At 70.6% G+C, this 25,195-nt stretch carries 22 protein-coding genes; 10 read left to right on the top strand and 12 right to left on the bottom strand.

The features are described 5' to 3' along the window. Positions 1 to 186 precede the first annotated feature (186 nt). Complete coding sequence (locus VPH61_RS13670; RefSeq protein ID WP_332064052.1) at positions 187 to 1,266, top strand: linear amide C-N hydrolase; 1,080 nt, start codon at positions 187 to 189, stop codon at positions 1,264 to 1,266. Positions 1,267 to 1,321: 55 nt separating this feature from the next. Here the strand turns inward: VPH61_RS13670 and paaZ are convergent, their stop codons facing one another. From paaZ to VPH61_RS13635, 7 genes are all read right to left on the bottom strand, one after another. After that, positions 1,322 to 3,394 (bottom strand): phenylacetic acid degradation bifunctional protein PaaZ, encoded by a 2,073-nt coding sequence (gene paaZ, locus VPH61_RS13665; protein WP_332064051.1) that lies wholly within the window; start codon positions 3,392 to 3,394, stop codon positions 1,322 to 1,324. Positions 3,395 to 3,405: 11 nt separating this feature from the next. Beyond that, positions 3,406 to 4,275, bottom strand: a complete 870-nt coding sequence (locus tag VPH61_RS13660) for a 3-hydroxyacyl-CoA dehydrogenase family protein (RefSeq protein WP_332064111.1) — start codon at positions 4,273 to 4,275, stop codon at positions 3,406 to 3,408. Between the two features lie 2 nt (positions 4,276 to 4,277). Then, on the bottom strand, positions 4,278 to 5,060 hold the full coding sequence (locus tag VPH61_RS13655; RefSeq protein WP_332064050.1) for an enoyl-CoA hydratase/isomerase family protein: 783 nt from the start codon (positions 5,058 to 5,060) through the stop codon (positions 4,278 to 4,280). Further along, a complete protein-coding gene (locus tag VPH61_RS13650) occupies positions 5,060 to 6,256 on the bottom strand; it encodes an acetyl-CoA C-acyltransferase (RefSeq protein ID WP_332064049.1) in 1,197 nt (398 codons plus the stop codon). Before VPH61_RS13650 ends, VPH61_RS13655 begins: the two co-directional genes overlap by 1 nt. Positions 6,257 to 6,478: 222 nt before the next feature. Beyond that, positions 6,479 to 9,682 (bottom strand): DUF1349 domain-containing protein, encoded by a 3,204-nt coding sequence (locus VPH61_RS13645; RefSeq protein WP_332064048.1) that lies wholly within the window; start codon positions 9,680 to 9,682, stop codon positions 6,479 to 6,481. 345 nt (positions 9,683 to 10,027) lie between these two features. Further along, positions 10,028 to 12,340, bottom strand: a complete 2,313-nt coding sequence (locus VPH61_RS13640; protein ID WP_332064047.1) for a DEAD/DEAH box helicase — start codon at positions 12,338 to 12,340, stop codon at positions 10,028 to 10,030. Between the two features lie 265 nt (positions 12,341 to 12,605). After that, a complete protein-coding gene (locus tag VPH61_RS13635; protein WP_332064046.1) occupies positions 12,606 to 13,307 on the bottom strand; it encodes a hypothetical protein in 702 nt (233 codons plus the stop codon). A 163-nt stretch (positions 13,308 to 13,470) separates the two neighbouring features. Here VPH61_RS13635 and VPH61_RS13630 point away from each other — a divergent pair, with 163 nt between their 5' ends. From VPH61_RS13630 to VPH61_RS13605, 6 genes are all read left to right on the top strand, one after another. After that, on the top strand, positions 13,471 to 13,986 hold the full coding sequence (locus tag VPH61_RS13630; protein ID WP_332064045.1) for a GNAT family N-acetyltransferase: 516 nt from the start codon (positions 13,471 to 13,473) through the stop codon (positions 13,984 to 13,986). Positions 13,987 to 14,017: 31 nt separating this feature from the next. Further along, positions 14,018 to 15,034 (top strand): alpha/beta hydrolase, encoded by a 1,017-nt coding sequence (locus VPH61_RS13625; RefSeq protein ID WP_332064044.1) that lies wholly within the window; start codon positions 14,018 to 14,020, stop codon positions 15,032 to 15,034. 111 nt (positions 15,035 to 15,145) lie between these two features. Beyond that, complete coding sequence (locus tag VPH61_RS13620; protein WP_332064043.1) at positions 15,146 to 16,267, top strand: YihY/virulence factor BrkB family protein; 1,122 nt, start codon at positions 15,146 to 15,148, stop codon at positions 16,265 to 16,267. Between the two features lie 83 nt (positions 16,268 to 16,350). Next, the gene (locus VPH61_RS13615) at positions 16,351 to 17,670 is read left to right on the top strand and encodes a sensor histidine kinase (RefSeq protein WP_332064042.1); all 1,320 of its coding nucleotides are present in this window, start codon (positions 16,351 to 16,353) and stop codon (positions 17,668 to 17,670) included. Continuing rightward, the gene (locus VPH61_RS13610) at positions 17,667 to 18,338 is read left to right on the top strand and encodes a response regulator transcription factor (protein ID WP_332064041.1); all 672 of its coding nucleotides are present in this window, start codon (positions 17,667 to 17,669) and stop codon (positions 18,336 to 18,338) included. Before VPH61_RS13615 ends, VPH61_RS13610 begins: the two co-directional genes overlap by 4 nt. A gap of 147 nt (positions 18,339 to 18,485) precedes the next feature. Continuing rightward, on the top strand, positions 18,486 to 19,925 hold the full coding sequence (locus VPH61_RS13605) for an acyltransferase family protein (RefSeq protein ID WP_332064040.1): 1,440 nt from the start codon (positions 18,486 to 18,488) through the stop codon (positions 19,923 to 19,925). Here the strand turns inward: VPH61_RS13605 and VPH61_RS13600 are convergent. Both VPH61_RS13600 and VPH61_RS13595 read right to left on the bottom strand, forming a co-directional pair. Continuing rightward, complete coding sequence (locus tag VPH61_RS13600) at positions 19,865 to 20,662, bottom strand: ABC transporter permease (RefSeq protein ID WP_332064039.1); 798 nt, start codon at positions 20,660 to 20,662, stop codon at positions 19,865 to 19,867. The two genes, VPH61_RS13605 and VPH61_RS13600, sit on opposite strands and share 61 nt — an antisense overlap. Beyond that, positions 20,659 to 21,429: an ABC transporter ATP-binding protein gene (locus tag VPH61_RS13595; RefSeq protein ID WP_332064038.1), complete on the bottom strand. Its 771-nt coding sequence runs from the start codon at positions 21,427 to 21,429 to the stop codon at positions 20,659 to 20,661. The genes VPH61_RS13600 and VPH61_RS13595 overlap by 4 nt, the downstream gene beginning before the upstream one ends. 81 nt (positions 21,430 to 21,510) lie before the next feature. Here VPH61_RS13595 and VPH61_RS13590 point away from each other — a divergent pair, with 81 nt between their 5' ends. Next, positions 21,511 to 22,056, top strand: a complete 546-nt coding sequence (locus VPH61_RS13590) for a helix-turn-helix domain-containing protein (RefSeq protein ID WP_332064037.1) — start codon at positions 21,511 to 21,513, stop codon at positions 22,054 to 22,056. On the opposite strand, the gene VPH61_RS13585 is transcribed toward VPH61_RS13590, so the two are convergent. Continuing rightward, entirely contained in the window at positions 21,969 to 22,496 is a 528-nt protein-coding gene (locus VPH61_RS13585; protein WP_332064036.1) for a DUF6326 family protein, read from the bottom strand. The two genes, VPH61_RS13590 and VPH61_RS13585, sit on opposite strands and share 88 nt — an antisense overlap. Positions 22,497 to 22,660: 164 nt before the next feature. Here VPH61_RS13585 and VPH61_RS13580 point away from each other — a divergent pair, with 164 nt between their 5' ends. Next, positions 22,661 to 23,335 (top strand): TetR/AcrR family transcriptional regulator, encoded by a 675-nt coding sequence (locus tag VPH61_RS13580; protein ID WP_332064035.1) that lies wholly within the window; start codon positions 22,661 to 22,663, stop codon positions 23,333 to 23,335. Positions 23,336 to 23,353: 18 nt separating this feature from the next. Here VPH61_RS13580 and VPH61_RS13575 read toward each other — a convergent pair whose 3' ends face one another. Beyond that, complete coding sequence (locus tag VPH61_RS13575; protein WP_332064034.1) at positions 23,354 to 23,914, bottom strand: hypothetical protein; 561 nt, start codon at positions 23,912 to 23,914, stop codon at positions 23,354 to 23,356. 10 nt (positions 23,915 to 23,924) lie between these two features. Beyond that, entirely contained in the window at positions 23,925 to 24,332 is a 408-nt protein-coding gene (locus VPH61_RS13570) for a DUF4383 domain-containing protein (RefSeq protein WP_332064033.1), read from the bottom strand. A 233-nt stretch (positions 24,333 to 24,565) separates the two neighbouring features. On the opposite strand from VPH61_RS13570, the gene VPH61_RS13565 reads away from it, so the two are divergent. After that, a complete protein-coding gene (locus VPH61_RS13565) occupies positions 24,566 to 25,165 on the top strand; it encodes an antibiotic biosynthesis monooxygenase (RefSeq protein WP_332064032.1) in 600 nt (199 codons plus the stop codon). The last annotated feature ends 30 nt before the right edge of the window (positions 25,166 to 25,195 follow it).

Here is a 25,195-nt window from a genome sequence, read left to right as displayed (position 1 = left end):
CCCGGGTGATGCCGTAGGTGACGCCGTAGGTGAATTCCCGCTGGTGGCATCCGCTGCCGGCCCGCAGCTTCATAGTCTGGGCCTACATCGGAGCACACGCATCGGCGTCACGGAGCCCATCGGATTCGGCAGTGCGCCAGTACGTCAGTGCGAAGAACGTCAACGAAGAAGGGATGTGCGAGAGCCATGTGCACACGAGTTGTTTGGTCGGATGCCAACGGATCGGTCATCGTCGGCCGGAACATGGACTTCCACATGGATCTCCTCACCAACCTCTGGAAGTACCCGCGCGGCATCGAACGCACGGACGGAGTGCAGGGCAACCTCCGCTGGCGTGCGAAGTACGGGAGCGTCGTCGCCACCGCGTTCGACCTCATCGCGACAGACGGCATGAACGAAGAGGGCTTCGCCGGACACATCCTGTGGCTCGCCGAGTCGGACTACGGCAAGCCCGAAGCATCCGCGACCCAACTGAGCCAGGCCGTCTGGCTGCAGTACTATCTCGATAACTTCGCCACTGTTGCGGAAGCCGTCGAGTGGACCACGCAGTCGCAGGTCGAGATCGCGCAACTGTTCGATCCGACCGGGCACCTGGTGCCGACGCTGCACCTCGCGATCAACGACGCGACCGGTGATTCCGCGATCATCGAATACACCGACGGCAAGCCCAGCGTCTATCACAGCCGTGATTACAAGGTCATGACCAATTCGCCGACGTACGACAAGCAGCTCGAACTGGTCAAGGTCTACCAGGGCCTCGGCGGTGACCAGCCGCTTCCCGGGTCGACGCTGGCGAGCGACCGCTTCGCCCGCGCGCTCTTCTACGTGGATCACCAGGTCCAGCCGAAGACCCAGGTCGACGCGATCGCGGCCATGTTCAGCATCATCCGGAATGCGGCGCAGCCGTTCCGCACACCCGAGCCCGGCAAGCCGGATGCCTCCCAGACCATCTGGCAGGTCGTCCTCGATCTCACGAACAAGCGCTACGTGTTCGAGTCGACGACGCGCCCCGGCATGGTCTGGGTCGACTTCGACGAGGTCAGCTTCAACGAGGGGACCAAGAGCCTGCGGCTCGACCTCGTGAGTCGACTGGCGCTCGAAGGGGGCCTCGCGGGCGACGTGAGCCACAGGTTCACCGACGTCGGAGAACTCGCGAGCGACGCGCTCGCGACGGGCGTGCGTGCGCTGGAATTCGTCGCCGAAAAGCAGGATGCGTTCGAGGCGATCAAGAAGGACGTTCAGGCCCTGGTCGGCAAGAAGAAGTAGCGAGGGCACCGGCGAGCGACTCGACGCCTCCGCTCGCAGGAGTCTCGTCGAGCCCCTACTCGACCGGCGCGAGCTCTTTCGCCACGAGCGTGAGCACGTCGTACGACGCGACGAGCTCGTCGTTCTGGTTCTTCAGCACCGCGTCCCACCGCACCTCGCCGTACTCGTCGGTCTCGCGCGGCGTGATCTGCTTCGCCGTGAGCTCGACGCGGATCGAGTCGCCCGGCGACACCGGCGTCACGAACCGCAGGTTCTCGAGCCCCGAGTTCGCGAGCACCGGCCCAGGCGCAGCGTCGACGAAGAGACCGGCGGCCCACGACACGAGCAGGTAGCCGTGCGCGACTCGGCCCGGGAAGAACGGGTTCGCGGATGCCGCCTCCTCGTCCATGTGCGCATAGAACGTGTCGCCCGTGAACGCGGCGAACGTCTCGATGTCGTCGAGCGTCACGGTACGCGACGCGCTCACGACCTGGTCGCCGATCTTCAGCTCGGCGAGCGACTTGCGGAACGGGTGCACGCCGCCGGGCTGCGATGACGCACCCGAGTGCCACACGCCGGTGAGGGCGGTGAGCATCTCGGGCGAACCCTGCACCGCGGTGCGCTGCATGTGATGCAGCACGGCACGGATGCCGCCGAGCTCCTCCCCGCCGCCGGCGCGACCCGGACCGCCGTGCACGAGGTTCGGCAGCGGCGAGCCGTGGCCGGTCGAGGACCGGGCGTCGTCGCGGTCGAGGAAGAGCACGCGGCCGTTGTACGCCGCGATGCCGGAGGCGAGTGCCACGGCGACCTCGGGGTCGTGGGTCGCGACGCTCGTCACGAGCGATCCGCCGCCGCGTGCCACGAGTGCTGCGGCTTCGGCGACGGTGTCGTACCCGATGATCGACGAGACCGGGCCGAACGCCTCGACCTCGTGCAGCGCGGGGCTCGCGGCATCCGCGAACCGGAGCAGCATGGGCGCGACGAACGCGCCGTCGGATGCCTCGCCGGTGGCGCCGTCGGCGAGCGTGACCGCCGGGGCATCCGTCGAGCCGATGACGAGCTCGCCGCCGCCGGCCTCGAGTCTGCCGACCTGGCGCAGCACCTCGTCGCGCTGGGTGAGCGAGGCGAGGGGGCCCATCGTCACGCCCTCGGCGCGCGGGTCGCCGAGCACGACGCGCTCGGCGATGCGGGCGCGAACGGCGTCGATGACCGAGTCGACGGATGCCGCGGGCACGATCGCCCGGCGGATCGCCGTGCATTTCTGCCCCGCCTTCGAGGTCATCTCTGCGACGAGCTGCTTCACGTAGGCGTCGAACTCGGGCGTGCCGGCGACCGCATCGGTGCCGAGCACGCTCGCGTTGATCGAGTCGGTCTCCACGGTGAAGCGCACCCCGCCGGTCTGCACCGACGGGTGCCGACGCAGCTTCTCGGCGGTCGACGCCGAGCCGGTGAAGGCGACGAGGTCGCCGAGGCGCAAGTGATCGAAGAGGTCGGGCACGCTGCCCGAGACGAGCTGCAGCGACCCGGCGGGCAGGAGGCCCGACTCGACGAGGATGCGCACGAACGCCTCGGCGAGATAGCCCGTCGGGGTTGCCGGCTTCACGAGGGTCGGCACGCCGGCGAGGAAGGCGGGTGCGAACTTCTCGAGCGAGCCCCACACCGGGAAGTTGAAGGCGTTGATCTGCACGGCCACGCCGGGCAGGCGGGTGTAGATATGCCGTCCGAGGAATGAGCCGTCCTTCGAGAGGTTCTCGACGGCGCCGTCGACGTAGACCTTCGAGTTCGGCATCTCGCGACGCCCCTTCGACGAGTACGTGAAGAGCACGCCGATTCCGCCGTCGATGTCGACCCACGAGTCCTGCTTCGTCGCGCCGGTGCGCGCCGAGAGCTCGTAGAGCTCGGCCTTGCGCTCGGTGAGCGCGAGCGCCATCTGCTTGAGCAGCACCGCCCGCTGGTGGAAGGTGAGCTCGCCGAGCGAGGCCTGTCCGACCGTGCGGGCGTGCTCGAGCGCGGCGCCGAGGTCGAGCCCCTCGGTCGAGACGCGCGTGACGAGCTCGCCGGTCGAGGCGTCGCGCACCTCGGTAACCTCTGCGGCCTGAGCCGGAGCCCACCACTCGCCGTTCACGTAGCTCGGCAGGATCGTGTTCATAGATGTTCCTTTCACGGGGCGTCCCAGAGGTAGAAGCCCTCGCCGGTCTTGCGGCCGAGCTTGCCCTCGGCGACCATTCGGCGGAGCAGCGCGGGTGGGGCGAAGCGCTCGCCGAGCGTCGAGGAGAGGTAGTCGGCGATGCCGAGTCGCACGTCGAGGCCGACGATGTCGGTCAGGCGCAGCGGGCCGATCGGATGCTTGTAGCCGAGGCTCATCGCCGCGTCGATGTCTTCGGCCGAGGCGACGCCGTCTTCGAGCATGCGGATCGCCTCGAGCCCGAGCGCGACGCCGAGCCGCGAGGAGGCGAAGCCCGGGGCATCCGCGACGACGATGGGCGTCTTTCCGATCGCGTGCACCCAGGCGCGGGCGTGCTCGACGAGGGGCCCGTCGGTCGCGTCGCCGCGCACGATCTCGACGAGCGTCGACGCGGGCACGGGATTGAAGAAGTGCAGGCCGAGGAACCGCGACGGGCGCTCGAGCAGCGCCGCGAGCTGGTCGATCGAGATCGATGAGGTGTTCGAGGCGAGCGCCGCGTCGGCGGAGATCACGGCCTCGACGCGAGTGAGGGCGTCGATCTTCAGCTCGAGGTCTTCGGGCACGGCCTCGACGACGAGATCGCAGCGGGCGAAGTCGGCGACCTCCGTCGAGGCGGCGAAGCGGGCCGCGATCGCCGCCTCCTCATCGTCGGCGGTGCCGCGAGCGACGGAGGCCGCGACGGACTCGAGCACCCGCGTCGAGGCCGCAGCAGCGGCGTCGGCGTCGCGTTCGACGACGGTGACCCGCGAGCCGGCGAGCAGGAAGGCGTGCGCGATGCCGGCGCCCATGCGCCCCCCGCCCAGCACGCCGACGTCGGCCGGAGCCCCGGTGTCGGTCTCGTTCACGGTCACTTCTGCTTCCTCTCGAGGAACTCGGTCATGCGGCGCAGCTTCTCGGGGCTCTCGAACAGCACGGCCTGCTCCTCGAGGTCGACGGCCGGGTGCGCGTCGCGCGGGGCGCGGAACACGCGTTTCGTCGCGATCGTCGCCGCACGGTCGTTGCGTGAGATGCGATCGGCGATCGCGTGCGCGGCGGGCAGCAACTCGTCGGCAGGGTGCAGTTCGCTCACGAGCCCGATCTCGAGCGCCTCCGCCCCGGTCACCGTGCGCCCCGTGAGCAGCAGTTCGATCGCGCGGGCGTCGCCGACGATCTCCTTCAGCCGCCAGCTCGCCCCGGCCGCGGCGATGATGCCGAGGCCCGTCTCGGGGTTGCCGATCTTCAGCGCTGGCGTCGCGATGCGGATGTCGGCGGCGTAGGCGAGCTCGGCCCCGCCGCCGAGCGCGTACCCGTCGAGGGCGGCGATGACGGGCATCGGCAGCAGCGCGAGACGCACGAACGCGTTCGCGTTGATGCCGGCGCGCGCGTCATCCGCTCGCCGTTCACGGAGCTCTGCGATGTCGGCGCCCGAGGCGAAGACGCCGCCGGCTCCCGTGAGGATGAGCGTGCGCGGGATCGCCTCGAGCTCGGCGCACAGGAGGTGCAGGGCGTCGATCGTCGCCTGGTCGATGGCGTTGCGCTTCTCGGGCCGGTTGAGGGTGGCGATCACCCGGTCGTCGCGGCGCTCGACGAGCAACGGCCCCTCGTCGGTCGAGTAGCGAGCGCCGGCGAGCGTATCGAGACCCTTCCCCATCAGACGCGCTCCACGATGAGCGCGCTGCCCTGGCCGACGCCGACGCACATCGTCGCGAGGCCGTAACGCGACTGCTCGCGCTCCATGCGGCCGAGCAGCGTCACGACGAGCCGCGAACCCGACGAGCCGAGCGGATGCCCCAGGGCGATCGCTCCCCCGTCGGCGTTGACCCGCTCGGGGTCGAGCCCGAGGCGGCGCATCGACGCGATCGACTGCGTCGCGAACGCTTCGTTGAGCTCGACCGAACCGATGTCATCGAGGTCGATGCCGGAGCGCTCGAGCGCCTTCTCGGTCGCGGGCACCGGTCCGAGGCCCATGATCTCGGGCGGGAGCCCGGCCGATGAACCGACGACGACGCGGGCGCGCGGGGTGAGGCCGTAGCGTTCGACGGCCGCGGCGCTCGCGACGAGGATCGCCGAGGCGCCGTCGTTCAGTGCGCTCGAGTTGCCGGCCGTGACGACGGACCCGCCGTGCACGACGGGGCGGAGCCCTGCGAGCGCCTCGAGCGTGGTCTCGGGGCGAGGACCCTCGTCGACGAGCACCTCGCCGCGATGGGTCGCCACACCCACGATCTCGGCCTCGAACCGGCCCGCGGCGATCGCCGCGGCTGCTCGCTGCTGCGAGCGGAGCGCGAAGGCGTCGGCGTCGTCGCGGGTGATGCCGTCGATGCGAGCGACCTCTTCGGCCGTCTCGGGCATGGAGAAGGTCGCCTTGTCGCGGGCGACGAGCTTCGGGTTCGGGAATCGCCAGCCGATCGAGGTGTCGTACGCGGCACCCGGCTTCGCCCACGCGCGATCGGGCTTCGCCTGCACCCAGGGTGCGCGGGTCATCGACTCGACGCCGCCGGCGATGATGAGGTCGGAGTCGCCGGCCCGGATCGCCTGCGCGGCCATCGTGATCGCCGACATTCCCGAGGCGCAGAGCCGGTTGACCGTGATGCCCGGCACCTCGTCGGGCAGGCCCGCGAGCAGCACCGACATGCGGGCGACGTTGCGGTTGTCCTCCCCGGCCTGGTTCGCGCCGCCGAGGATCACCTCGTCGATCGCGCCGAGCTCGCCGGCCTGGTCGAGGCGGGTGCGCCGCACGAGTTCGCCGACGACGAGCGCCGCGAGATCGTCGGGCCGCACGCCGGCGAGGGCTCCGCCGTAGCGTCCGACGGGCGTTCGCACGCCACCGACGAGGTAGGCCTCAGCCATGGTTCACTCCTGACCGCACTGTCTTGGTGGAACGCTGCACTCAGCCTAGGCAAGGTGCTGCGGCATCCGCTGGTCGGAATTAGTGACCGACCGTTCAGGAAGTAATTATGGCAAACGGATGTCTCGCGCGCCACCCGGCCCGTTCGACGACGTCCCAGGAGACGACGAAGGCCCGCGTCCGCGGGACGCGAGCCTCCGATCGTTCACCTCAGCAACGGAGCGTCAGTCGCAGCTGTTCGCCGGGTACGCGGCGGCCAGCGACACCGACACCGGCTGGCCGTCGATGCTCGCCTGCGCCGTCACGTCGACAGTGCCCGCAGGGATGCTCGTCTGGCGCGTCGTGAACGCGTGCACCGCGTTCTTGCCCGGGGCGACCGCCGCGAACGACTTCGTGCCGTAGTCGGAGGCGAACGCGATCGACACCGGCACCGCCTCGCCGTTCGTGGCGCGCACCGACAGCACGACCTTGCCGCCGATGCACCGGGTCGCCGCCGTCACGGCGACGTCGAGAGCCGGTTCGAGCGGCGGACGCGTGGTGACGGCGACGCCGGGCTTCAGCGAGACGACCGTCCACCGATAGGTCTGGCTGTCGCCGTTCGAGGCGATCGTTCGAGCTTGGATCACGTTGGGGCCGGCCGAGAGCGGCACATCGATCGCGCCGGTGCCGAACTCGACTGGGCGGTCGTCGACGGTCACGACGACCTGCGTGCCGTCATCGACCGGGGCGAGGGTGGTCGTGACGTGCTCGACGTCGGCGGGCACCACGGAGAGCCACGACCGCGGCGCCACGGGGGCACCGAAGTCGACGCCCTGCCACGACGGATCCTCGAGTGCGGCTGCCAGACGCAGCTCGACAGGCTCCGGCACGGAGTCGAAGAACGGCGCCGCGGTGCCGTCGACGTTCAGCCCGCTCATGACGAACGCCGCCGGCGTCGACACGAACGGTCCGGCAGCCATGACGCCGACGCGTGGCACGGCCCCGGCGACGGCGGCGTTGGTGATCGTGCCGATCGCGGTGTAGTCGGTGCCGTTCAGCGAGTACGAGGCAGTGAACGTGTTGCCGCCGCGGACGATCTTGAGCCACAGATCTTCCTGCGCCGGCGAGTTGATCCGCGTGTTCTCGTTGGGCGAGCCGCCCGCTTCGGTGACCAGCGCGAGCTGGGGGTTGCCGTTGGCGTGCTTGCGCTGGAGTGCCACGTAGTTGTCGTCGTTCACGTAGAAGATGAGGCCCGCCTCCTCGTACGACGACTTGGTGGAACCGGTCATCTTCACGACCGCCTCGGTGGGTGCGGTCGAGCCCGAGTCACGCAGCAGCATGCTCGCGGCGTTCTGCGTCGCCCACAATCCGTTTCCGCCTGAGAGCAGTCGGATCGAGTCGGTCGCCACGGCCGACCATCGCGACGGCTCCTCGCGGACCCAGCTGAGACCGGCAGCAAGTGGCACGGTGGGCACCTGCGTCATCGCGTCGGCGTTGACGGCGAACGGGTCGTTGCCGGTCACCTCGGATGCCGCGGTGTTGGTCGAGACCCGCACGTTGAACCCGGGCGCGTAGGTGTTGTCGCTGAACTCGAAGCGGTGGCTGCCGTTCATCGAGAACAGCGCGGTGCGCGACGACTTCGCCGGGTCGGTGGTCGTCGTGGGCCCGTACCATCCGACCGTGTTGTTCGTGAAGGTCAGGTCGGAGACCGACTTCGCGTTCAGCAACTGCGTGCCGGGCAGCAGGTTGAACCGGTTGTCGTCGATCAGCACGTTGCGGTGCACCGTTCGATCGGGTTCGGTGGCACCGTTCGTCGGGTCGAAGTAGATCACCGGGGCGCTCGTGGTGGGACGATCGAAGATGTTCTCGCGGATCGTGAGGTCTTCGACCCCGCCCGACTCGTACCAGTTGGCTGCGTCGCCCGAGACGTAGATGCTCGCCATGCTCATCTGGTCGAACAGGTTGCGCTCGATGAGCACGGGCTTCGGCGTCGTGACGAGGATGCCGCGCGTCGGGACCGACGCGAAGGTGTTGCCCGCGATGCGCACCTCGGGCGTGTAGGTCAGGCTCTCGGCGGCGTGCGTGTCGACCTGGATGCCCTCGGGCGCCCGGTCGAGCGTGACGGTCATCTGGGTGAGGCTGCCGTCGTGGTCGTAGCCGCTCGGGCCGGCGACATCCGTCACCGTGAAGTTCTCGCCGGCCACCGGCAGCATCGTGCCGCGCGTCACGAAGCGCAGCGTGTCGCCCGGGTAGAACTGCGGGAACCCGGCCGTCTGGTGGTGCATGTACTGCAGGGTCACCTTCTTGTTGGCGACGTCGACGCCCTTGACCTGCACGTACGTGCCGTGGATGTTGATGGGGTCGTCGTGCGGGTTGTCGAACAGGGTGTTGAGCACCTGCACCTTGCCGCCGACACCCGACATCTGCAGGTAGTCGGCGAAGCCCGAGGTCTGCCGCCATGTGCCGTTCTCGGTCTTGAACCGCACGCCGTCGACCGTGACGTTGTGCGACATCTGGGCGACCATGCCGAAGCCGTGCAGGTAGCCGAATTCGAGGTCGACGAGATCGGTGTTAACGGCCTCGAACGCGAAGACGCCGGGGGTGTCGCGATAGGTCGGACGCAACTCGTAGACCTCGCCGCGGCCGCCCGGGTCGGTCGTGCCCGAGTAGGTCACGCGAAGCCGGTTGTCGCCGAGCTCCGAGACGCCGGTCGAGTTCGTCCACACGGGCGCTGCGGTGCGATAGGTCTGACCGGTCGCGAGGTGGCGCCGCTGGTTGTGGCCCTGCGTCGCCGAGCCGGGTTCGTACCGCCAGTACGGCTGGCCCGTCACCGGACTCGCTTCGCCGAGGAATGCCGCCTTGCCGTTCGCGATCTCGTAGCGGGTGCCGGGCGGCACCTGGATGTCGCGGAACGGCACGCCGTTCGCGACGCCGGTGCCGAGCACCGTCAGGTCGATCGTGTTCGGGGCGACCCAGTCGGTGCTGAACCCCGTGAACGTGACGTTCTCGGTGCGGATCGCCGCGAACTGCGTCTGCAGGCCGTGGAAGTTGAACTTCGACCCCTCACCGTCGACGATGACGTCCGCCATGTCCTCGATCAGGATGCCGATGTTCTTCACGCGCGGACCGGCATCGGCGCCGGTGGTGTTCGAGACGTACAGCTCGCGCTTCTCGGTCTGCTCGGGATAGATCTCGTACGTGCCGTACGGGAACCGGATCGTGACCGGTGAATCGAGCCCCTTGGCATGCTCGACCGCATCGGCGATCGCGGCGGCCGAATCGCTCTCGCCGCTCGGGTCGGCGCCGAAGTCGGTCACGTCCACGATCGTGCGGGCGACGGCGTGAACCGCCATCGTCGTCGTGTCGGCCACGGCGGGGTTCGCGGAACCGTAGCCGACGGTCGCGGGGGTGACGGGGATCTCCTCGGCATGAGCTGCATGCGGCAGCACGAGAGCCGAGGAAGCGAGGGCCGCAATTGTCGCAAAGGTCAGGACAACGGCATGCCGGCGAAGAGGGAACGACGACGGTGTCGGATGCATGAAAGTTGACGCTACTGGGGAAGCCGCGGTTCGGCAAGGGCCAATGTGACCGTGCGCATGCCTGTAATAACGGGCTTGCGGGAATCCGCCCGAATCTCTGTGCTTCCAGCTGTCGAGTGGAACCGCTCTCATGGCCGGTGGAGAAGCGGCGCCCGAAACATCAGATCTTCCTGCCACGATCGATGGAACGGGACCAGAACGACGAAGGCCCGCGTCCATCGGACACGGGCCTTCGGTCGATCAGTTCGCGACGGGTCAGCCGGCGAGTTCCTCGTCGGCCGCGGCCGACTCGATCTCGACGATCTCGATGGTCTCCTCGACCTCGATGATCTCGACGACGTCATCGATCTCGACGACCTCGACCGTGTCGGCAGCCGCGTCGAGGGACTCGACGGCGACTGCAGCGGCCGTGCCGCGCGCGAGCTCGCCCGCGAAGTCGTCACCGAGGCGCATGTCGACGAAGTCGACGTCGATCTCGGCACGGTCGAGGAGCTCGACCATGCGACGCTGGCGGTTGCGCGGAATGAGGGTGACGACCTGACCGGTCTTGCCCGCGCGGCCGGTGCGGCCCGAGCGGTGCAGGTAGGTCTTGTACTCGTCGGGCGCGTCGGCCTGGATCACGAGGTCGATGTCGTCGACGTGGATGCCGCGTGCCGCGACATCCGTCGCAACGAGCACATTGACCCGGCCGCTCGTGAGCTGCTGGAGGTTGCGCGTGCGGCGCGACTGGTTCAGGTCGCCGTGCAGGGCGACGGCACGGATGCCGTAGTCCTCGAGGTGCTCGGTGAGGTCTTCGGCGAACGCGCGGGTGCGGGAGAAGACGAGCGTCTTGCCCTCGCGGTTCGCGAGCTCGGCGACGATGTCGCGCTTCTCGTGGTTGCCGATGACGAACACACGGTGCTCGATCGTCGAGGAGGCCTGGTCTTCACCGGCGACCTCGTGCACGGCCGGGTCGACGAGGAACTCGTCGACGAGGGCGGCAACACCCTTGTCGAGCGTGGCCGAGAAGAGGAGCTTCTGGCCGCCGGCCGCGGTGTGACGGATGATGCGCTGCACCGGCTCGAGGAAGCCGAGGTCGCACATGTGGTCGGCCTCGTCGAGCACGGTGATGACGACCTCGGAGAGGTCGAGTCGACGCTGCTCGATGAGGTCCTCGATGCGGCCGGGGGTGCCGATCACGATGTCGACGCCGCGCTGGAGCGCGCCGACCTGACGCTGCTGCGGCACGCCGCCGTAGATCTGCGTGGTGAAGAGGCCGACGCTCTGCGCGATGGGCTGCACCGTGCGGTCGATCTGCAGGGCAAGTTCGCGGGTGGGGGCGAGGATCAGCGCACGGGGCTTGCGGCCCATCTGGCGCTTGCCGCCGGCCTTGCCGGACTCCGCCCAGAGCTTCATGAGGCGCTCGACGGTCGGGGCGCCGAAGGCGATGGTCTTGCCCGAACCGGTCTTACCGCGGCCGAGAACGTCGCGACCCTCGAGCACGACCGGGATGGTCGCGGCCTGGATCGGGAACGGCGACTCGGCGCCGAGCTGACGGAGCGCGCTCACGACGTTGCCGCCGAGGCCGAGGTCGGCGAAGCTCACGCCGTCGGCGTCGGTCGCCTGGATGGCCTGGGCCTCGAGGCGCTCGAGCACGACGTCATCGGTCTTCGCGTGACGGTTGCCCTGGTCCTTGGCCGGGTAGAAGCTCGAGTCGCGGCGACCCGACTCCTTGAAGCCGGGGCGGTCGAAGTCACGGCGCGGAGCGCGGTCGTCGCGGTCGTAGGAACGCGCCGGACGGTCGGGACGGTCGAACGAACGCGCGGGACGGTCGCTCCGGTCGTTCCGGTCGAACGAACGCGCCGGGCGGTCGTTCCGGTCGTTCCGGTCGTTCCGGTCGAACGAACGGGGAGCGCGGTCGTTCCGGTCGAACGAACGCCCCGGGCGGTCGTTCCGGTCGTTCCGGTCGAACGAGCGGGGAGCGCGGTCGTCACGGTCGAACGAACGCGCGGGACGGTCGTTGCGATCGAACGAACGCGGCGCGCGGTCGTTGCGATCGTTCGAACGAGGTGCGCGGTCATCACGGTCGAACGAACGGGCCGGACGGTCGTTGCGATCGAACGAACGCGGCGCGCGATCGTTGCGATCGTTCGAACGAGGTGCGCGGTCATCACGGTCGAACGAACGCGCCGGGCGGTCGTTGCGATCGAACGAACGGGCCGGACGGTCATTGCGGTCGAACGAACGCGGTGCACGGTCGTTCGTACGAGGTGCGCGATCGTCGCGGTCGTACGAACGCGCCGGGCGGTCGTTGCGGTCATTGCGGTCGTACGAGCGGGGAGCGCGCTCGTCGCGGCCGCCGCGCTCCGAGCGGTGCGGGGCGCGGCCGGTGGCGACGCGCTCGTCGCGCGACCAGCGCTCCTTGACGGGGGCGTCGGCCTCGGGGCGGTAGCCGCGGTGGCCTTCGCTGCGCGATCCGGCCTTGGGGGCTCCGGCGCGCGCCGGGCCGCCCTTCGAGCCGCCCTTCGCGTACGAAGGATCGAAGTTCTTGGCGGGCCTGCCGCCTTGGGGCTTCTTGTTCTTGGGCATGGTGACTTCCTGGGTTGTACTCGTGTACATGGCAGCGCCACTGCAGGCGCAGCACACTGAGAACCCGGAGCATCGTCGACCGGGGCCGTTCACATACGGTGACTATCCGAGGCCTGTGCCTCGAAACCGGCCCTTTGGACTCACAAACCCATCCGCGCACAGCGCGGTGTCCAGAACCGACTCGGCCACGATACCGGAATCGTCTGGGAAAGTCCCGCACGCGGCATCCGCTCACGTGCCTGCCGAGCGGATGCCGCGGCTGGGGTCAGCCCTCGGGCGCCGGTGTCGGCTCGGGAGGGGCAGTCGCCGAGGGCACCCACGTGCCACCGGTGCACTCGTAGAAGGTCACCGTCTCGGTGTCGATGAACACGTCGCCATCCGTCGTGCAGGTGCCCGGGGCTGGTTCGCCGACCCCCAGCACCACCTGCGTTCCCGGTGCGCCGGGGGCCCCGGTCTCGCCCGGCTTGCCCTTCGCACCCGTGTCGCCCGTGGCACCTGTGGCACCCGTCGCCCCGGTCGCGCCCGTGAGATTCTCCGCAGCCGAGACGCGGATGTTGCCGACGAGCGCCCAGTCGCCCTCGGAGAAGAGGTACACGTCCGACGTGGCGATGTCGATGTAGACGTCACCGTCGTAGCCCTTGCCGGACTCGGGCACTCCCGAGCCGGCGCGCACCGCGGACCCCGCGGGAAGGATCTCGGCGAGCGCCTCCTCGTACGCCGCCTCGTCGACCTCTTCGGCGGTCGGCGTGGGCGTGGCGACCGCCTCGTCCGCGTCACCCGAGCGGGCCAGCGTGGCCCCGAGGAATGCGGCCACGAAGCAGAGGATCACGACCGCGGCGCCGACCCAGAGCAGCATCGCGCGGCTCACACCCGCGGGGTTCGCGGGCGGCGCGGCGGCGGTCGTCGGCTGCGACGTCGCAGCCGTCGTCTCCGATGGTGCGTTCTGCGGGTTCCGGTCATCGGTCATTGCGTGCGCCCCTCACGTCTCGCGCTCCGGTCGACCCGTGACGGCACGGTGCAGAGCGACGTCGGGCCCAGCGTAGCGAGCACGGCCCTCGATCGATCGCGACGCGCGGGCACGCAGCGGGCTCCGAAATCGACCCGAAACACTCGCGACGTAGGCTCTGCGGATGCCGCAGCACCCCGCCCCCGTCACGGTCAGCGTCGAACCGCCCCGCCAGCCCGAGGTCGAGCGCCTCCTCGACGGCAGCACCGCCTTCGCCCAGAGCCTGTACCCGCCCGAGAGCAACTTCCTGCTCGACATCGCGACGCTCGAACGGCCCGAGGTCGTCTTCTACGTCGCGCGCGACGGCGAGCGCGCGGTGGGCATCGCCGCACTGGTCGCCGAGGCCGATGCCGAGCGCGGCGAGCTGAAGCGCATGTTCGTCGACCCGGCAGCACGCGGGCGCGGCGTCGCTGCGGCACTGCTCGAGCGCATCGAAGCGGATGCCGCGGCGCGCGGGCTCGCCGAGATCGTGCTCGAGACCGGCGACCTGCACGATGCTGCGCAGGCGCTCTACACCCGCCACGGGTACCGGGAGATCCCGCAGTTCGGCCAGTACGTCGGCGAGGCGCACTCGGTCTGCTTCGCGAAGCCGCTCGCCGCTAGACGGGAAGCGTTTCCACCCGTGGAGAACGTGAGGTAGCATCACTCCACCCCTGAACCCGGAGCCCGGTGTGACCTCGACCCGACGCACAGGCGGCTTCGGCACTCGCGCCCGGCGAGTGGTGTGGGCCGTTGCGGCCGCTGCAGCCGCCATCGCGAGCGTGAGCGCGCTCTCGGGCTTCCACCTGCCACTGCAGGAGATCGATCCGCGCGGCGTCGACGCCGTGAGCGAGGTGGCCGGCACCGAGGTCGTCGGCATCCGCACCTTCACGGCGCCGAGCCGCATCGCCGTCGAGCCCGACCTCGAGTACGGGGCGCGCGAAGACGGCACACTGCTCACGCTCGACGTCTGCACGCCCCCCGGAGCCGAGCTCACCGACGAACCGCTTCCCGCGGTCGTCTCGGTGCACGGCGGCAGCTGGGCCCGTGGCGACAAGGCCAACGCCGACTGGCGGAACACGTGCCTCTGGCTCGCGAGCGAGGGCTTCGTCGCGGCATCCGTCAACTATCGACTCGTGCCCGACGCGGTCTTCCCCGCGGCGATCGACGACGTGGCGCTCGCCGTCGAGTGGCTCCGCGACTCCGAACAGGCCGAGCGCTTCGGCATCGACCCCGCTCGCATCGGGGCCTTCGGCGGGTCGGCGGGCGGCAGCCTCGCGGCGCTGCTCGGCACGACCGGCGAGGGCCCGCTCGACACCGGATCCCGCGTCGCGGCGGTCGCCGAGCTCTCGGGGCCGGTTGGGCTCGGGTCGGCCGAGCTCGCGGCCGACGCGGCCTCCGACTGGCTGCGCGGCATCGTCGGCGACTACCTCGACTGCGTCCCCGGTGCGAGCGACGAGCAGTGCCCCCAGGCGGCGGATGCCTCGGCGGGAAGCCACGCGGATCCGAGCGACCCGCCCTTCTTCATCGGCCATGCCGTGGCGGAGGCCGTGCCGCTCGGGCAGTCGGAGCGGCTCGCCGCCACCCTGGCGGCCGCCGGCGTGCCGACGGAGCTCGCAGTCGTCCCGGGCGCCGGTCACTCGATCGGCATCCTCGATGCGGAGATGCGCGCCCGCGTCGCCGCGTTCCTGCACGCGCACCTCGGTTGAACGCAGTCGCCTGATCGGGCGACCGCCGCTCGTGACCCGACGCCGCTCGGCAACCCCCTGTGCCGATGACGCGGTCGCCCGTAGGCTCGGGGCGTCTGCACGGGAGGCCACATGCCTGAACACGATCCGACCGACCGCGATCCAGCCGAACACGATCCAACTGGGCGCGATGCATCCGGGCGCGATGCATCCGGGTCGTCGGACGACGACTCGCCGGTGCAGCTCTCGCGCGCCGACTGGCGCATCATCCTCACGCGCACGGTGCACGAGTACCGCATCAACCAGGCGCACGACATCGCAGCCGCCCTCACGTTCTACGGCCTGCTCACGGTCTTCCCCGCCCTGCTCGCGGCGTTCGCGCTGCTCGGCATCTTCGGCAGCGCCGAAGCCGTGGTCGCCGACGCGTTGCGCGTCGTCGAGGATCTCGGCGGGGCATCCGTCGTCGATGCCCTCCGCGAGCCGCTCGACCAACTGCTGAACGCGTCGCACGCGGGACTCGCCTTCGCGACCGGCCTGATCGCGACCCTGTGGGCGGCGTCGGGCTACGTCGGCGCGTTCGGCCGCGGCATGAACCGCATCTACCAGGTCGAGGAGGGCCGCCCGTTCTGGGAGATGCGCCCGGCGATGCTCGCGGTCTCGGCCGTCGTGGTCGTGTTCGGCGCGATCGCCGCCGTCGGCCTCGTCGTGACCGGCCCGGTGGCCGAGGCCGCGGCCCGCGTGCTCGGCCTCGACGAAGGCGTCGCGTTCTGGTGGGATCTCGGCAAGGTGCCGGTGCTCGCCGCGATCGGCATCTTCGTGATGGCAGTGCTCTATTGGGCCGCGCCGAACGTGCGGCGCCGGCACCTGCGCTGGTTCAGCGTCGGAGCGATCGTGGCCCTGCTCGCCTGGGTCCTGACGACGACCTTCTTCGCGGCCTACGTCTTCGGCGTCGGCAGCTACGTGCGCGTCTACGGCGTGCTCGGCGGGGTCGTGGCCTTCCTGCTGTGGGTGTGGCTCTCGAACCTCGCGATGCTGTTCGGCGCGGTGCTCGACACCGAGGTCGAACGGGCGCGTCAGTTGCGCGCCGGCGTCGCCGCCGCCGAGGAGCAGGTACGCCTGCCGCTGCGCGACGAGCGCGTGATCGCCGTCAATCGTGCCCAGCGGATGCGCGACGTGCACGCCTCGGCCGGCATGCGCCCCGACGCGGCCGTCGACGGCGTGACCCCGCCGGCCGGGGTCCGCCCGCACGGGTGACCGGCACAGTACCCGCGTACGGCCCGCGAATCGTCCTCGGGAGGGATGCAGCGCCCCGCACGGCGTGATTGGCTACTGGCATCATGGCGCGAACCCATCATTCCGAGCAGAGCCCGGCGGATGCCGCGGCACAGGCCCGCCCCGCACGTGAGGCCCGGCCCGCACCCCGTCCCCCTGCGGCGCCGCTCCCGCCTGCGCCGTCGATCCCTGCTGCGCCGGCCCGGCTGGCGCGCATCACGGCCGACGAGCGGCAGTTCCGGGCGTGGATGCTCGTGTCGACCTCGCTCATCGCGGTCATCATCGTCTCGGTCTCCGTGCCGCTCGCGGCAACCATCTACGGCGTCGAGCTGCTCGCGGCGTTCGGCACGTGCCTCGCGCTCGCTGTCGCGCTGCCGCTCGCGGTGCGATGGCCGTGGGTCGCAGCGAGCGTCTCGGGGGCCGGGCTCCTCGCCTTCGCCCTGCTCTCCATGAACTCCGACGGCGCCCCGTGGCCGTGGCCGGTCACCTCGATCGTGAGCCAGGGTGTGCTGCTCATCGTCATCGGGCTCATGTGGGAGTGGCGCCTCGGGCTGATCGCCTGGGGCATCGGGGTCGTGGTCACCCTGCCGTTCGCGTTCGTCGACACCGGTTCGGCCGCGAACATGATCACTGGGGCCGCGGTCACGGCGCTCGCCTGCGCCATCTCGATGCTGCTCGCGCAGCGCCGAGTGATCGGCGTCGAGCTCTTCCGCGAACGCGCGCACTCGGCCTCCGAGCAGCAGCGGCGCGTGCTCGTCGAGGAGCGCAACCGCATCGCCCGCGAGCTGCACGACGTGGTCGCGCACGGCCTGTCGATCATCCACGTGCAGGCGACGAGCGCGCCGTACCGAGTCGAGGGGCTGAGCGACGACGCCAAGACGGAGTTCTCCGAGATCGCGGCGTCCGCCCGCTCGGCGATGACCGAGATGCGGCAACTGCTCGGGGTCCTCCGCAGTGCCGACACGGCGGCGGAGACGGCGCCGCAGCCCGGGCTCGCCCAGCTGCCCGAGCTCGCGGCATCCGTCGAGCGTGCCGGCGTGCCGGTGACCCTCACCGTCGATGCCTCGGTGCACGATGGCGGGCTCGCCGCCACCGCGGCCTACCGCATCGTGCAGGAGGCCCTCAGCAACGTCGTCCGCCACGCCCCCGGTGCGCCGACCTTCGTCTCGGTCGAGGTGCTCGCCGACGACCTCGTCGTCTGCATCGACAACGATGCGGCGACGGATGCCCCTGCCCCCGACGCCAAGGGCGGCGGCCACGGTCTCGTCGGCATCGGCGAGCGCGCGGCCCTGCTCGGCGGGCGCGCCGAGTTCGGTGAACGGCCCGATGGCGGCTACCGTGTTCTCGCGACCCTTCCGCTCGGGTCGGACGGAGGCACGGTGTGACGATCTCGGTGCTCATCGCCGACGACCAGGCGATGGTGCGAGCCGGTTTCGCGGCCGTGCTCGGCGCGCAGCCCGGCATCGAGGTCGTCGGGCAGGCCGCTGACGGCGACGAGGCTGTGGCCATGGCGCGCGAACTTCGACCCGATGTCGTCGTGATGGACGTGCGCATGCCCGGCCGGAACGGCCTCGAGGCGACGCGCGACCTGCAGACGCCGCCACGCTCGAGCGACTACGTGCCGCGCGTGCTCATGCTGACGACGTTCGACATCGACGACTACGTCTACGAGGCGTTGCGCGCCGGGGCGAGCGGGTTCCTCCTGAAGGACGCGACGCCCGAAGAACTCGTCACCGCCGTGCGCATCGTCGCCTCGGGCGACGCCCTGCTCGCGCCGAGCGTGACGCGCCGCCTCATCGAGGACTTCGCCCGTTCGGCTCCACCGCCTCGCATCGACGCCACCCGCCTCTCCGAGCTCACCGAGCGCGAGCGCGAGGTACTGACCCTCGTCGGTCGCGGGTTCTCGAACACCGAGATCGCGAAGGCGCTCTTCATCGCCGAGCAGACGGTCAAGACCCACGTCTCGAAGATCCTCTCCAAGCTCGGACTGCGCGACCGCGTGCACGCCGTCGTACTCGCGTACGACACGGGGCTCGTGCAGCCGGGTTCCTGACCGTACCCCGGTACCGGCCAGAACCGCTCCTGAGGGTGATGAGCAGCGCGACATCGCGTTCCTAACCTGCCTCCGAGGGCGGAGACGCCGCCCCCGATGGAGGCGGAAATGACCGACGTACTCGCACGCTCGTCCGGGATCGGTCGCGTGGATCGCACGACTCGCCACGCGGCATCCGCTCGCCCCTCGAACGCGGTCGCCCGCGACTCGAGCGTCGACGCCGTTCGCGTGGGCCTGCTCGTGGTGGTCTTCGCCCTGCACGCGATGATGGTCGGCGTGAGCCTCGGGCCGGACGGCCCGGTGCTCGAGAACGCCCTCGAGGGTCGGCCGTGGTTCGCCGCCGTGAGCTGGGTCGTGCAGATCATGCCGCTGTTCTTCATCGCGGGCGGGTTCTCGAGCCTCCACCACTGGCGTTCGATGCGGGCACGGGGAGCGAGCAGCACCGACTACGTGCGAGCTCGGCTCGAGCGACTCGTACGACCGGCAATCGTGCTCGTCGCGGTCGTCGCCGCCGCCCTCGTCGCGCTCTCGCTCGCGGGTCTGCCGGCCGAGATGGTGGCGACGGCGGGCTTCCGCATCGGACAGCCGCTCTGGTTCCTCGGCGTGTACCTCGCGACCTCCGCACTCGTGCCGCTCATGGTGCGCGCCCACGAGCGAGCCCGGGTGCTGACGCCCGTCGCCCTGCTCGCGGGGGTCGTCGCCGTCGACGTGCTGCGCTTCTCGACCGGCCTCGACGGCATCGGCTTCCTGAACCTCCTCCTCGTGTGGCTGCTCGTGCAGCAGCTCGGCTTCCACCTCGCCGACGGTGCGCTCGATCGCCTCGCGCCGTCCGCACTCTGGTCGATCGCCCTCGGCGCCCTCGCGCTGCTCGCCGTGCTGACGGCCACGACCCCGTACTCGGCCGACATGTACGAGAACCTCAACCCGCCGACCGTGTGCCTCGTCGTGCTCGGCGTCGCGCAGCTCGCCCTCTTCCAGCTGGCGCGCCCGCGCATCAGGGCCTGGGTCGAACGAGCGGATGCCTCGCGGCCGATCTCGGCTGTCGGCGAGCGCGCGATGACCGTCTACCTCTGGCACATGCCCGTGCTCGTGGGTCTCGCGGGGGCGCTGCTCGTCGCGAACGCCGCGTTCGGGCTCGCTCTGCCCGAGCCGATGAGCGCCGACTGGTGGGCGACCCGGCCGCTGTGGCTGAGCGCCGCGGCAGCGGTCGTCGTCGCGGTCACGCTCGTGTTCGCCCGATTCGAGCGGGCGCGGCGCCGGGCTCCAGAGCTGGCTGCGGGGGCCGCGCCGGTGTCGGCCCCCGCCCCGGTGCGTCGTCGTACCGTCGCCCTCGATGCCGTCTGCGGCGTGGCCGGCGTCGCCGTCGTGCTCGTCACCGGGTTCGGCCCCGTGCAGGCCGCCATCGCGCTGGTGCTGCTGACGATCTCGCTCTGCGGCAGCGCGAGGCTCGGCGCGCTGCTCACGCGGGGGGCGACCGTTGTTGCCGGCACCACCGCGACCGCGCGGGCGACCGCGACCGCACGCACTCAGCGCAGGTCGCGGCGCAACGGGATCGCGATGGCGAGCCACGCCGCGACGACGGCGTAGCCGAGCAGCACGAGCGCTCCCACGATCGGCGAGGTCGTCGACGCAGCTGCCATCGGCAGTTGCTCGGCGATCGCGTCGCCGAGGAACGTGAAATCCGTGAGCGCCGCGGTTGCGCCGCCCGGCAAGAACGGGTGGATGACGTTGACCCCGGGAATGATCATGAGCACGTGCTCGAGGAAGTAGAAGTAGCCGAGCACGATGCCGACCGCGAGCAGCTGGTGCCGGGCGAGGGCACCGATCGCGACGCCGAGCACCATGTAGACGGCCGCGGCGAGGGCGAGTCGCGCGAGCAGCGCGAGGAGCGCGCCGACCGAGACGCCGAGCTCGACGCCCTGCACCGCGGCGCCCGCCACGACGGCGAGCCCGGCGAAGAGCGAGGAGACCACTCCGTACGCGACGCCGAGGGCGCCGAAGACGAGGAGCTTCGCGGCGAGCACCCGGCCGCGACGCGGCGCAGCGAGGAAGGTCGTGCCGATCGTCCGATGCCGGTACTCGCCGGTCACGGCGATCGTGCCGATGAGTGCCGGCACGAAGAGCAGGAGCCCGCTCATGCCGACGACGATCCCGACGCCCTCGGGGGTGTCCAGCCCGGGAAGGGGCGGTGTGGCGTTCTCGGGTCCGATGAGTGAGAGGAGCGCGGTCAGGCCGCCGCCGCAGAGCGCGGCGGTCACGAGCGACCAGAGCGGAAGCCGGGTCGCGAAGAGCTTCGCAACCTCTCCGCGGAGCAGGCGGGTCATGCGCGGATCCCTTCGATGGCGGTGGCGGTTGCGTCCGCGGTCGGGACCGGCGACGACTCGGCCCCCGAGGTGAGCTCGAGGAAGGCGGCCTCGAGGCTCGTGCCGTGTGACGTGAACGCATCGAGCGGCCCCGACCAGGTCGTGCGACCGCGATCGATCAGCACGAGGTCGTCGATGCCGTGCTGCAGTTCGGTGAGCACGTGGCTCGAGATCAGCACGGTGCCGCCCTTCGCCGCGAACTCGCGGAGGAAGGTGCGCAGCCAGACGATGCCCGCCGGGTCGAGGCCGTTCGACGGTTCATCGAGCACGAGCACCGCGGGGTCGCCGAGCAGGGCCGTCGCGAGCGAGAGCCGCTGCCGCATGCCCGTCGAGAAGCCGCCGACGCGGCGATCGAGGTACTCGGCCATGCCGGTGAGACCCGCGACCTCCTCCACGCGCTCGGCGCGGTGCCCGCCGAGGGCGGCGAAGCTGCGCAGATGGCCGCGAGCGGTCATCGCGGGGTGCGCTCCAGCGAGGTCGAGCACGGCCCCGACGGTGCCGGTGGGGTCGGACAGTTCGGCGTACCGGCGGCCGCCGATGAGCGCTGCGCCCGAATCGGGGCGCGCGAGTCCCAGCAGCATCCGGAGCGTCGTCGACTTGCCGGCGCCGTTCGGGCCGAGGAAGCCGGTGACACGGCCGGGCGCCGCGACGAACGTCGCGTCTCGCACGGCCTCGACGTCGCCGATGCGCTTGGCGAGCCCGGAGACTTCGATCTGGGCGGTGATCATGGAGCTGGTCCCTTCGGTGGCATACTCGGTCGAGAGTAATTGAGAATGTTCTCATCATGAGAATAATCATCTGGAGGACCGATGCGCAACCCGTCGCCCATCGCCGACGTCGTCATGCACCCCGTTCGGCTGCGCATCATCCAGCAGGTCGGCACACGCGAGATCACCACGGCCAGCCTGCGCAGCGCACTGCCCGACGTCGCCCAGGCGACCCTCTACCGGCACATCGCCGCGCTCGTCGACGCCGACGTGCTCACCGTCGTCGACGAGCGGCGCGTGCGCGGTGCGGTCGAACGCACCTTCGCACTCGGCGAGCGGATGGCGCACGTCGATCACGCCGAACTGCTCGAGATGGGCACCCGAGAGTTGCAGCAGGCCTTCCTGACCTTCCTCGCCCATCTGGGCGAGAGCTTCGATCGGGCGAGCGCCGCCGACGATCCCCGGTTCCGCGACTTCCTCGGGTTCGGCGAGACGACGCTGCACGTGACGACCGACGATCTCGCCGCGATCCAGACGGGGCTCGGCGAGCTGCTCGCGCCCTACCTGGTCGCTTCGGGCGAGGGTCGCCGCGCGGTCACGCTCGCGACGGCCGTCATCCCGACCGACGGCGCCGCGCCGGCCGCCTGAACGCCGACGGCGCGGGGCCAGTTCCACGCGGAACGCAGGATGAAGGCCAGGAGCAGCACCTCGACACCGATGGAGAGGGCGTAGAAGAAGGACCAGTCCCACGACGCCCCTGCCGCATTGAACACCGAGTAGGGGATGTAGAGGGATGCGATGACGAGGTTCGCGGCGCGGCTCGCACGGGCGGGCAGCACAGTGGAGAGCACCACCATCAGGGCGGGGATCGCCACGGAGGCGAGCATGACGGTCAACAATGTCGAGCTGACGTCGAACCTCCAGACGAGGCCGTCGAGGATGCCCTCCACGACGCCCGGCTTGTACAGGTTGAAGAAGTCGACGTAGAGGTAGAGGAACATGAAACTCGCCCATGCGGCGGCGAGCCTGGCCCGCACGGGCGCCGGCGCGTCGTCGAGCCGGCGCTGGGTCTTCGTTCGGTTGGTCATCGGTTCTTCCTTCGAGAGGAGCGGTCCGTCCGCCGGAGCGGCGGAAGGTCCGGCATGCGGACGCGAGAGCGCTCGTACACCGTACGCGTACACTGTACGCGTACGGCGTACTCTGCCGCGTACGCTGTACGCTTGTCAAGCCGGTCGAGAGAACGAGGAGACCCGTGTCTGCGAAGGAACAACGCGAGGTCGCGTCGGAAGCGGGGCTGAGCAGGCAGCGAGTGGCGGTCGCGGCGGTCCGCCTCGCCGACCGCGAGGGGGTCGACGGGCTGAGCATGCGCCGGCTGGCCGGTGAGCTCGGCGCGGGAGCGATGACGCTCTACCGCTACGTGGCGAGCAAGGAGGAATTGCTCGACGCCATGATCGACATCGTGTTCGAAGAGATCGAGCCGGTGCCCGACGAGGCCGACTGGCAGTCGGCGATGCGACGCGAGGCGCTCTCCACCCAACAGGTGCTCGCACGCCACCGGTGGGCGATCTCCCTCATGGAGTCGCGCACGACCCCGGGCCCCGCGAACCTGCGCCACCGCGAAGCGGTCACCGCGTGCCTTCGACGGGCCGGCTTCTCGGTGCTGATGGCGACGCACGCCAACTGGCTGCTCAACAGCTACGTCTACGGTCACGCCCTGCAGGAAGCAGGCCTGCCGTTCGACACCGCCGACGAACTCGCGGAGATGACCGAGGACGTCTACCTGCCGCAGCTTCCGCCTGACGAGTTCCCGTACCTCAACGAGTCCGCCAAGGCGCTCGTCGCCGCCGGTTACGACCCGGCCCAGGAATTCGAGTTCGGCCTCGATCTCCTCCTCGCCGCCCTCGAGCCCCTGCGAGACTCCGCGTAGCGCAGCCGGTCGGAGGCCTCAGTGCTCGTGGCCACCGGGCGCACCGGGCGCCGGGGCGTCGCCGTCGTGGGTGCCGTGCGGCACCGCCGTCTCGCCGGCCTCGGTCGCGGCGAGCGCGGGGGTCGCGAGCGCCGCGACGAGCGCGGCACCGGCGACCAGACCGAGAAGACGAGCGGTGTCGGATGCCGCGCCGTCACGCCTGCGGTCCGCGGCAGCGCGGGCCGAGCGTCGCGTGCGACCGCGAAGCTCGAGGCCCGCTGAGAGCGCCACCACCACGATGAACACGGATGCCGCGGCGAGCGGGCCCGGCGCGACATCCGTCCTCTCGGCAGCACCCGTCGAGACCACCGCCGCCATCCCCACGAGGGCGGCAGCGGCCACGACGAGCGTTGCGGACGGAGCGATCACTCGCCCCGCCCTGAGCGCGAGCCCGCCCCAGCCGAGGGCGGCGACGCCGGCCACGACGAGGGCAGGCTGCATCGCTCCCCCGGCACCGGCGGCGAGCGCGGCGAGCACGAGCCCGGCGCCGAACGCCGCGAGCATCGGCCAACTGCGCAGGGCCGCCACCAGTGCGTGCATGGCCGGGCCCCTACGCCGTGGCCACGCGTCCGGAGCGCTCGAACCCGAGCGCGACCCCCAGCAGCACGATCGCGCTCGCGAGGTGCAGGAAGTGGTCGGCCGTGTTCAGCGCGAGGATGTTCGCCGCCGTGCCCGCGAGGAAGAATCCCACGATGCCGAGCAGCAGGTATGCGGCGCCGACCGTCGCATTGACGGCCTTCGCGGCGGTCGCCGAGACGATGCCGCCGATCAGCAGCGCGGCTCCGATCAGCAGGTGCGCCACGTTGTGGAGCGGGTTCACCTCGAAGACGCCGAGGAGGAGTCCTCCCTCGGTCGCAATGAACCCGACGCCGCCGGTGACGGCGAATCCGAGCAGTCCGACGAGCAGGTAGACCGCACCGAAGATGGTCGCGACGATGCGGTTCGGGGAGTTTCGCATGAGGTTCCTCCTTCTCAAGGCACGGCGTCCACCGTGCTCGAGGGGTTCGGAACGGTTCCGCGAGCGGATTGGTCCGGATTCATGGTCACGGCCACCGCCGCTCGAAGCAACCTCGAAACCCGACCCGGATACACTCGCAATCGGCCAGGACCAGCCCGCCACCAGCGAAACGGCCGAAATCCAGAGTTCCGCGCACACACCCGCGGGATTCGCGAGTGCCCCGGGGGCGGCCCATGACCAGCGAACCGATCACCGTCTCGATCCGACGCGAGGTCGACCCCGAGCGCATCTCGGAGGCGACCGCCTGGGTGCAGACCGGCGTCAACCTCGCCGCCAAGTACCCGGGATTCCTCGGCTCCGGGTGGGTGCGCGCCGGCGAGGCCTCGCAGGTCTGGCACATGCTCTACCGGTTCGCGAGCGAGGAGACCCTCGAGGCCTGGGAGCGCTCGGCCGAACGCACCTGGTGGCTCTCGATGGGCGAGGGCTTCGTGCGCTCCGAGCGCAGCCGGCGACGCACCGGCATCGAGGGCTGGTTCGACGACCCGGCGACCGGTTCGGTTCCAGTGGCGGATGCCGCGGCATCCGCTTCGCTCGACGATCTGCCGCCCGCACCGCCGCGCTGGAAGCAGGCGGTGACGATCTGGCTCGGCTTCTTCCCGGTGAACCTCGTCTTCACCCTGCTCGTGACGTCGTTCGTGCCCGGGTGGAACGAGCTCGAGGTGGTCTGGAAGGTGCTCGTCACGACCCTGCTGCTCACGCCGGTCATGACGTTCTGGGCGCTGCCCTTCGTGACCCGGATGCTGCGGCGCTGGCTCGCGCCCGCCCCGCGCTGACGACGCGGCAGTCGGGGTCGGAGCCGCAGC

The organism is Agromyces sp. CCNWLW203, from assembly GCF_036576125.1.
Taxonomy (GTDB): Bacteria; Actinomycetota; Actinomycetes; order Actinomycetales; family Microbacteriaceae; genus Agromyces.
Note: the sequence above shows the minus strand (reverse complement) of the source record. Positions and strands in the feature narration are given on the sequence as shown.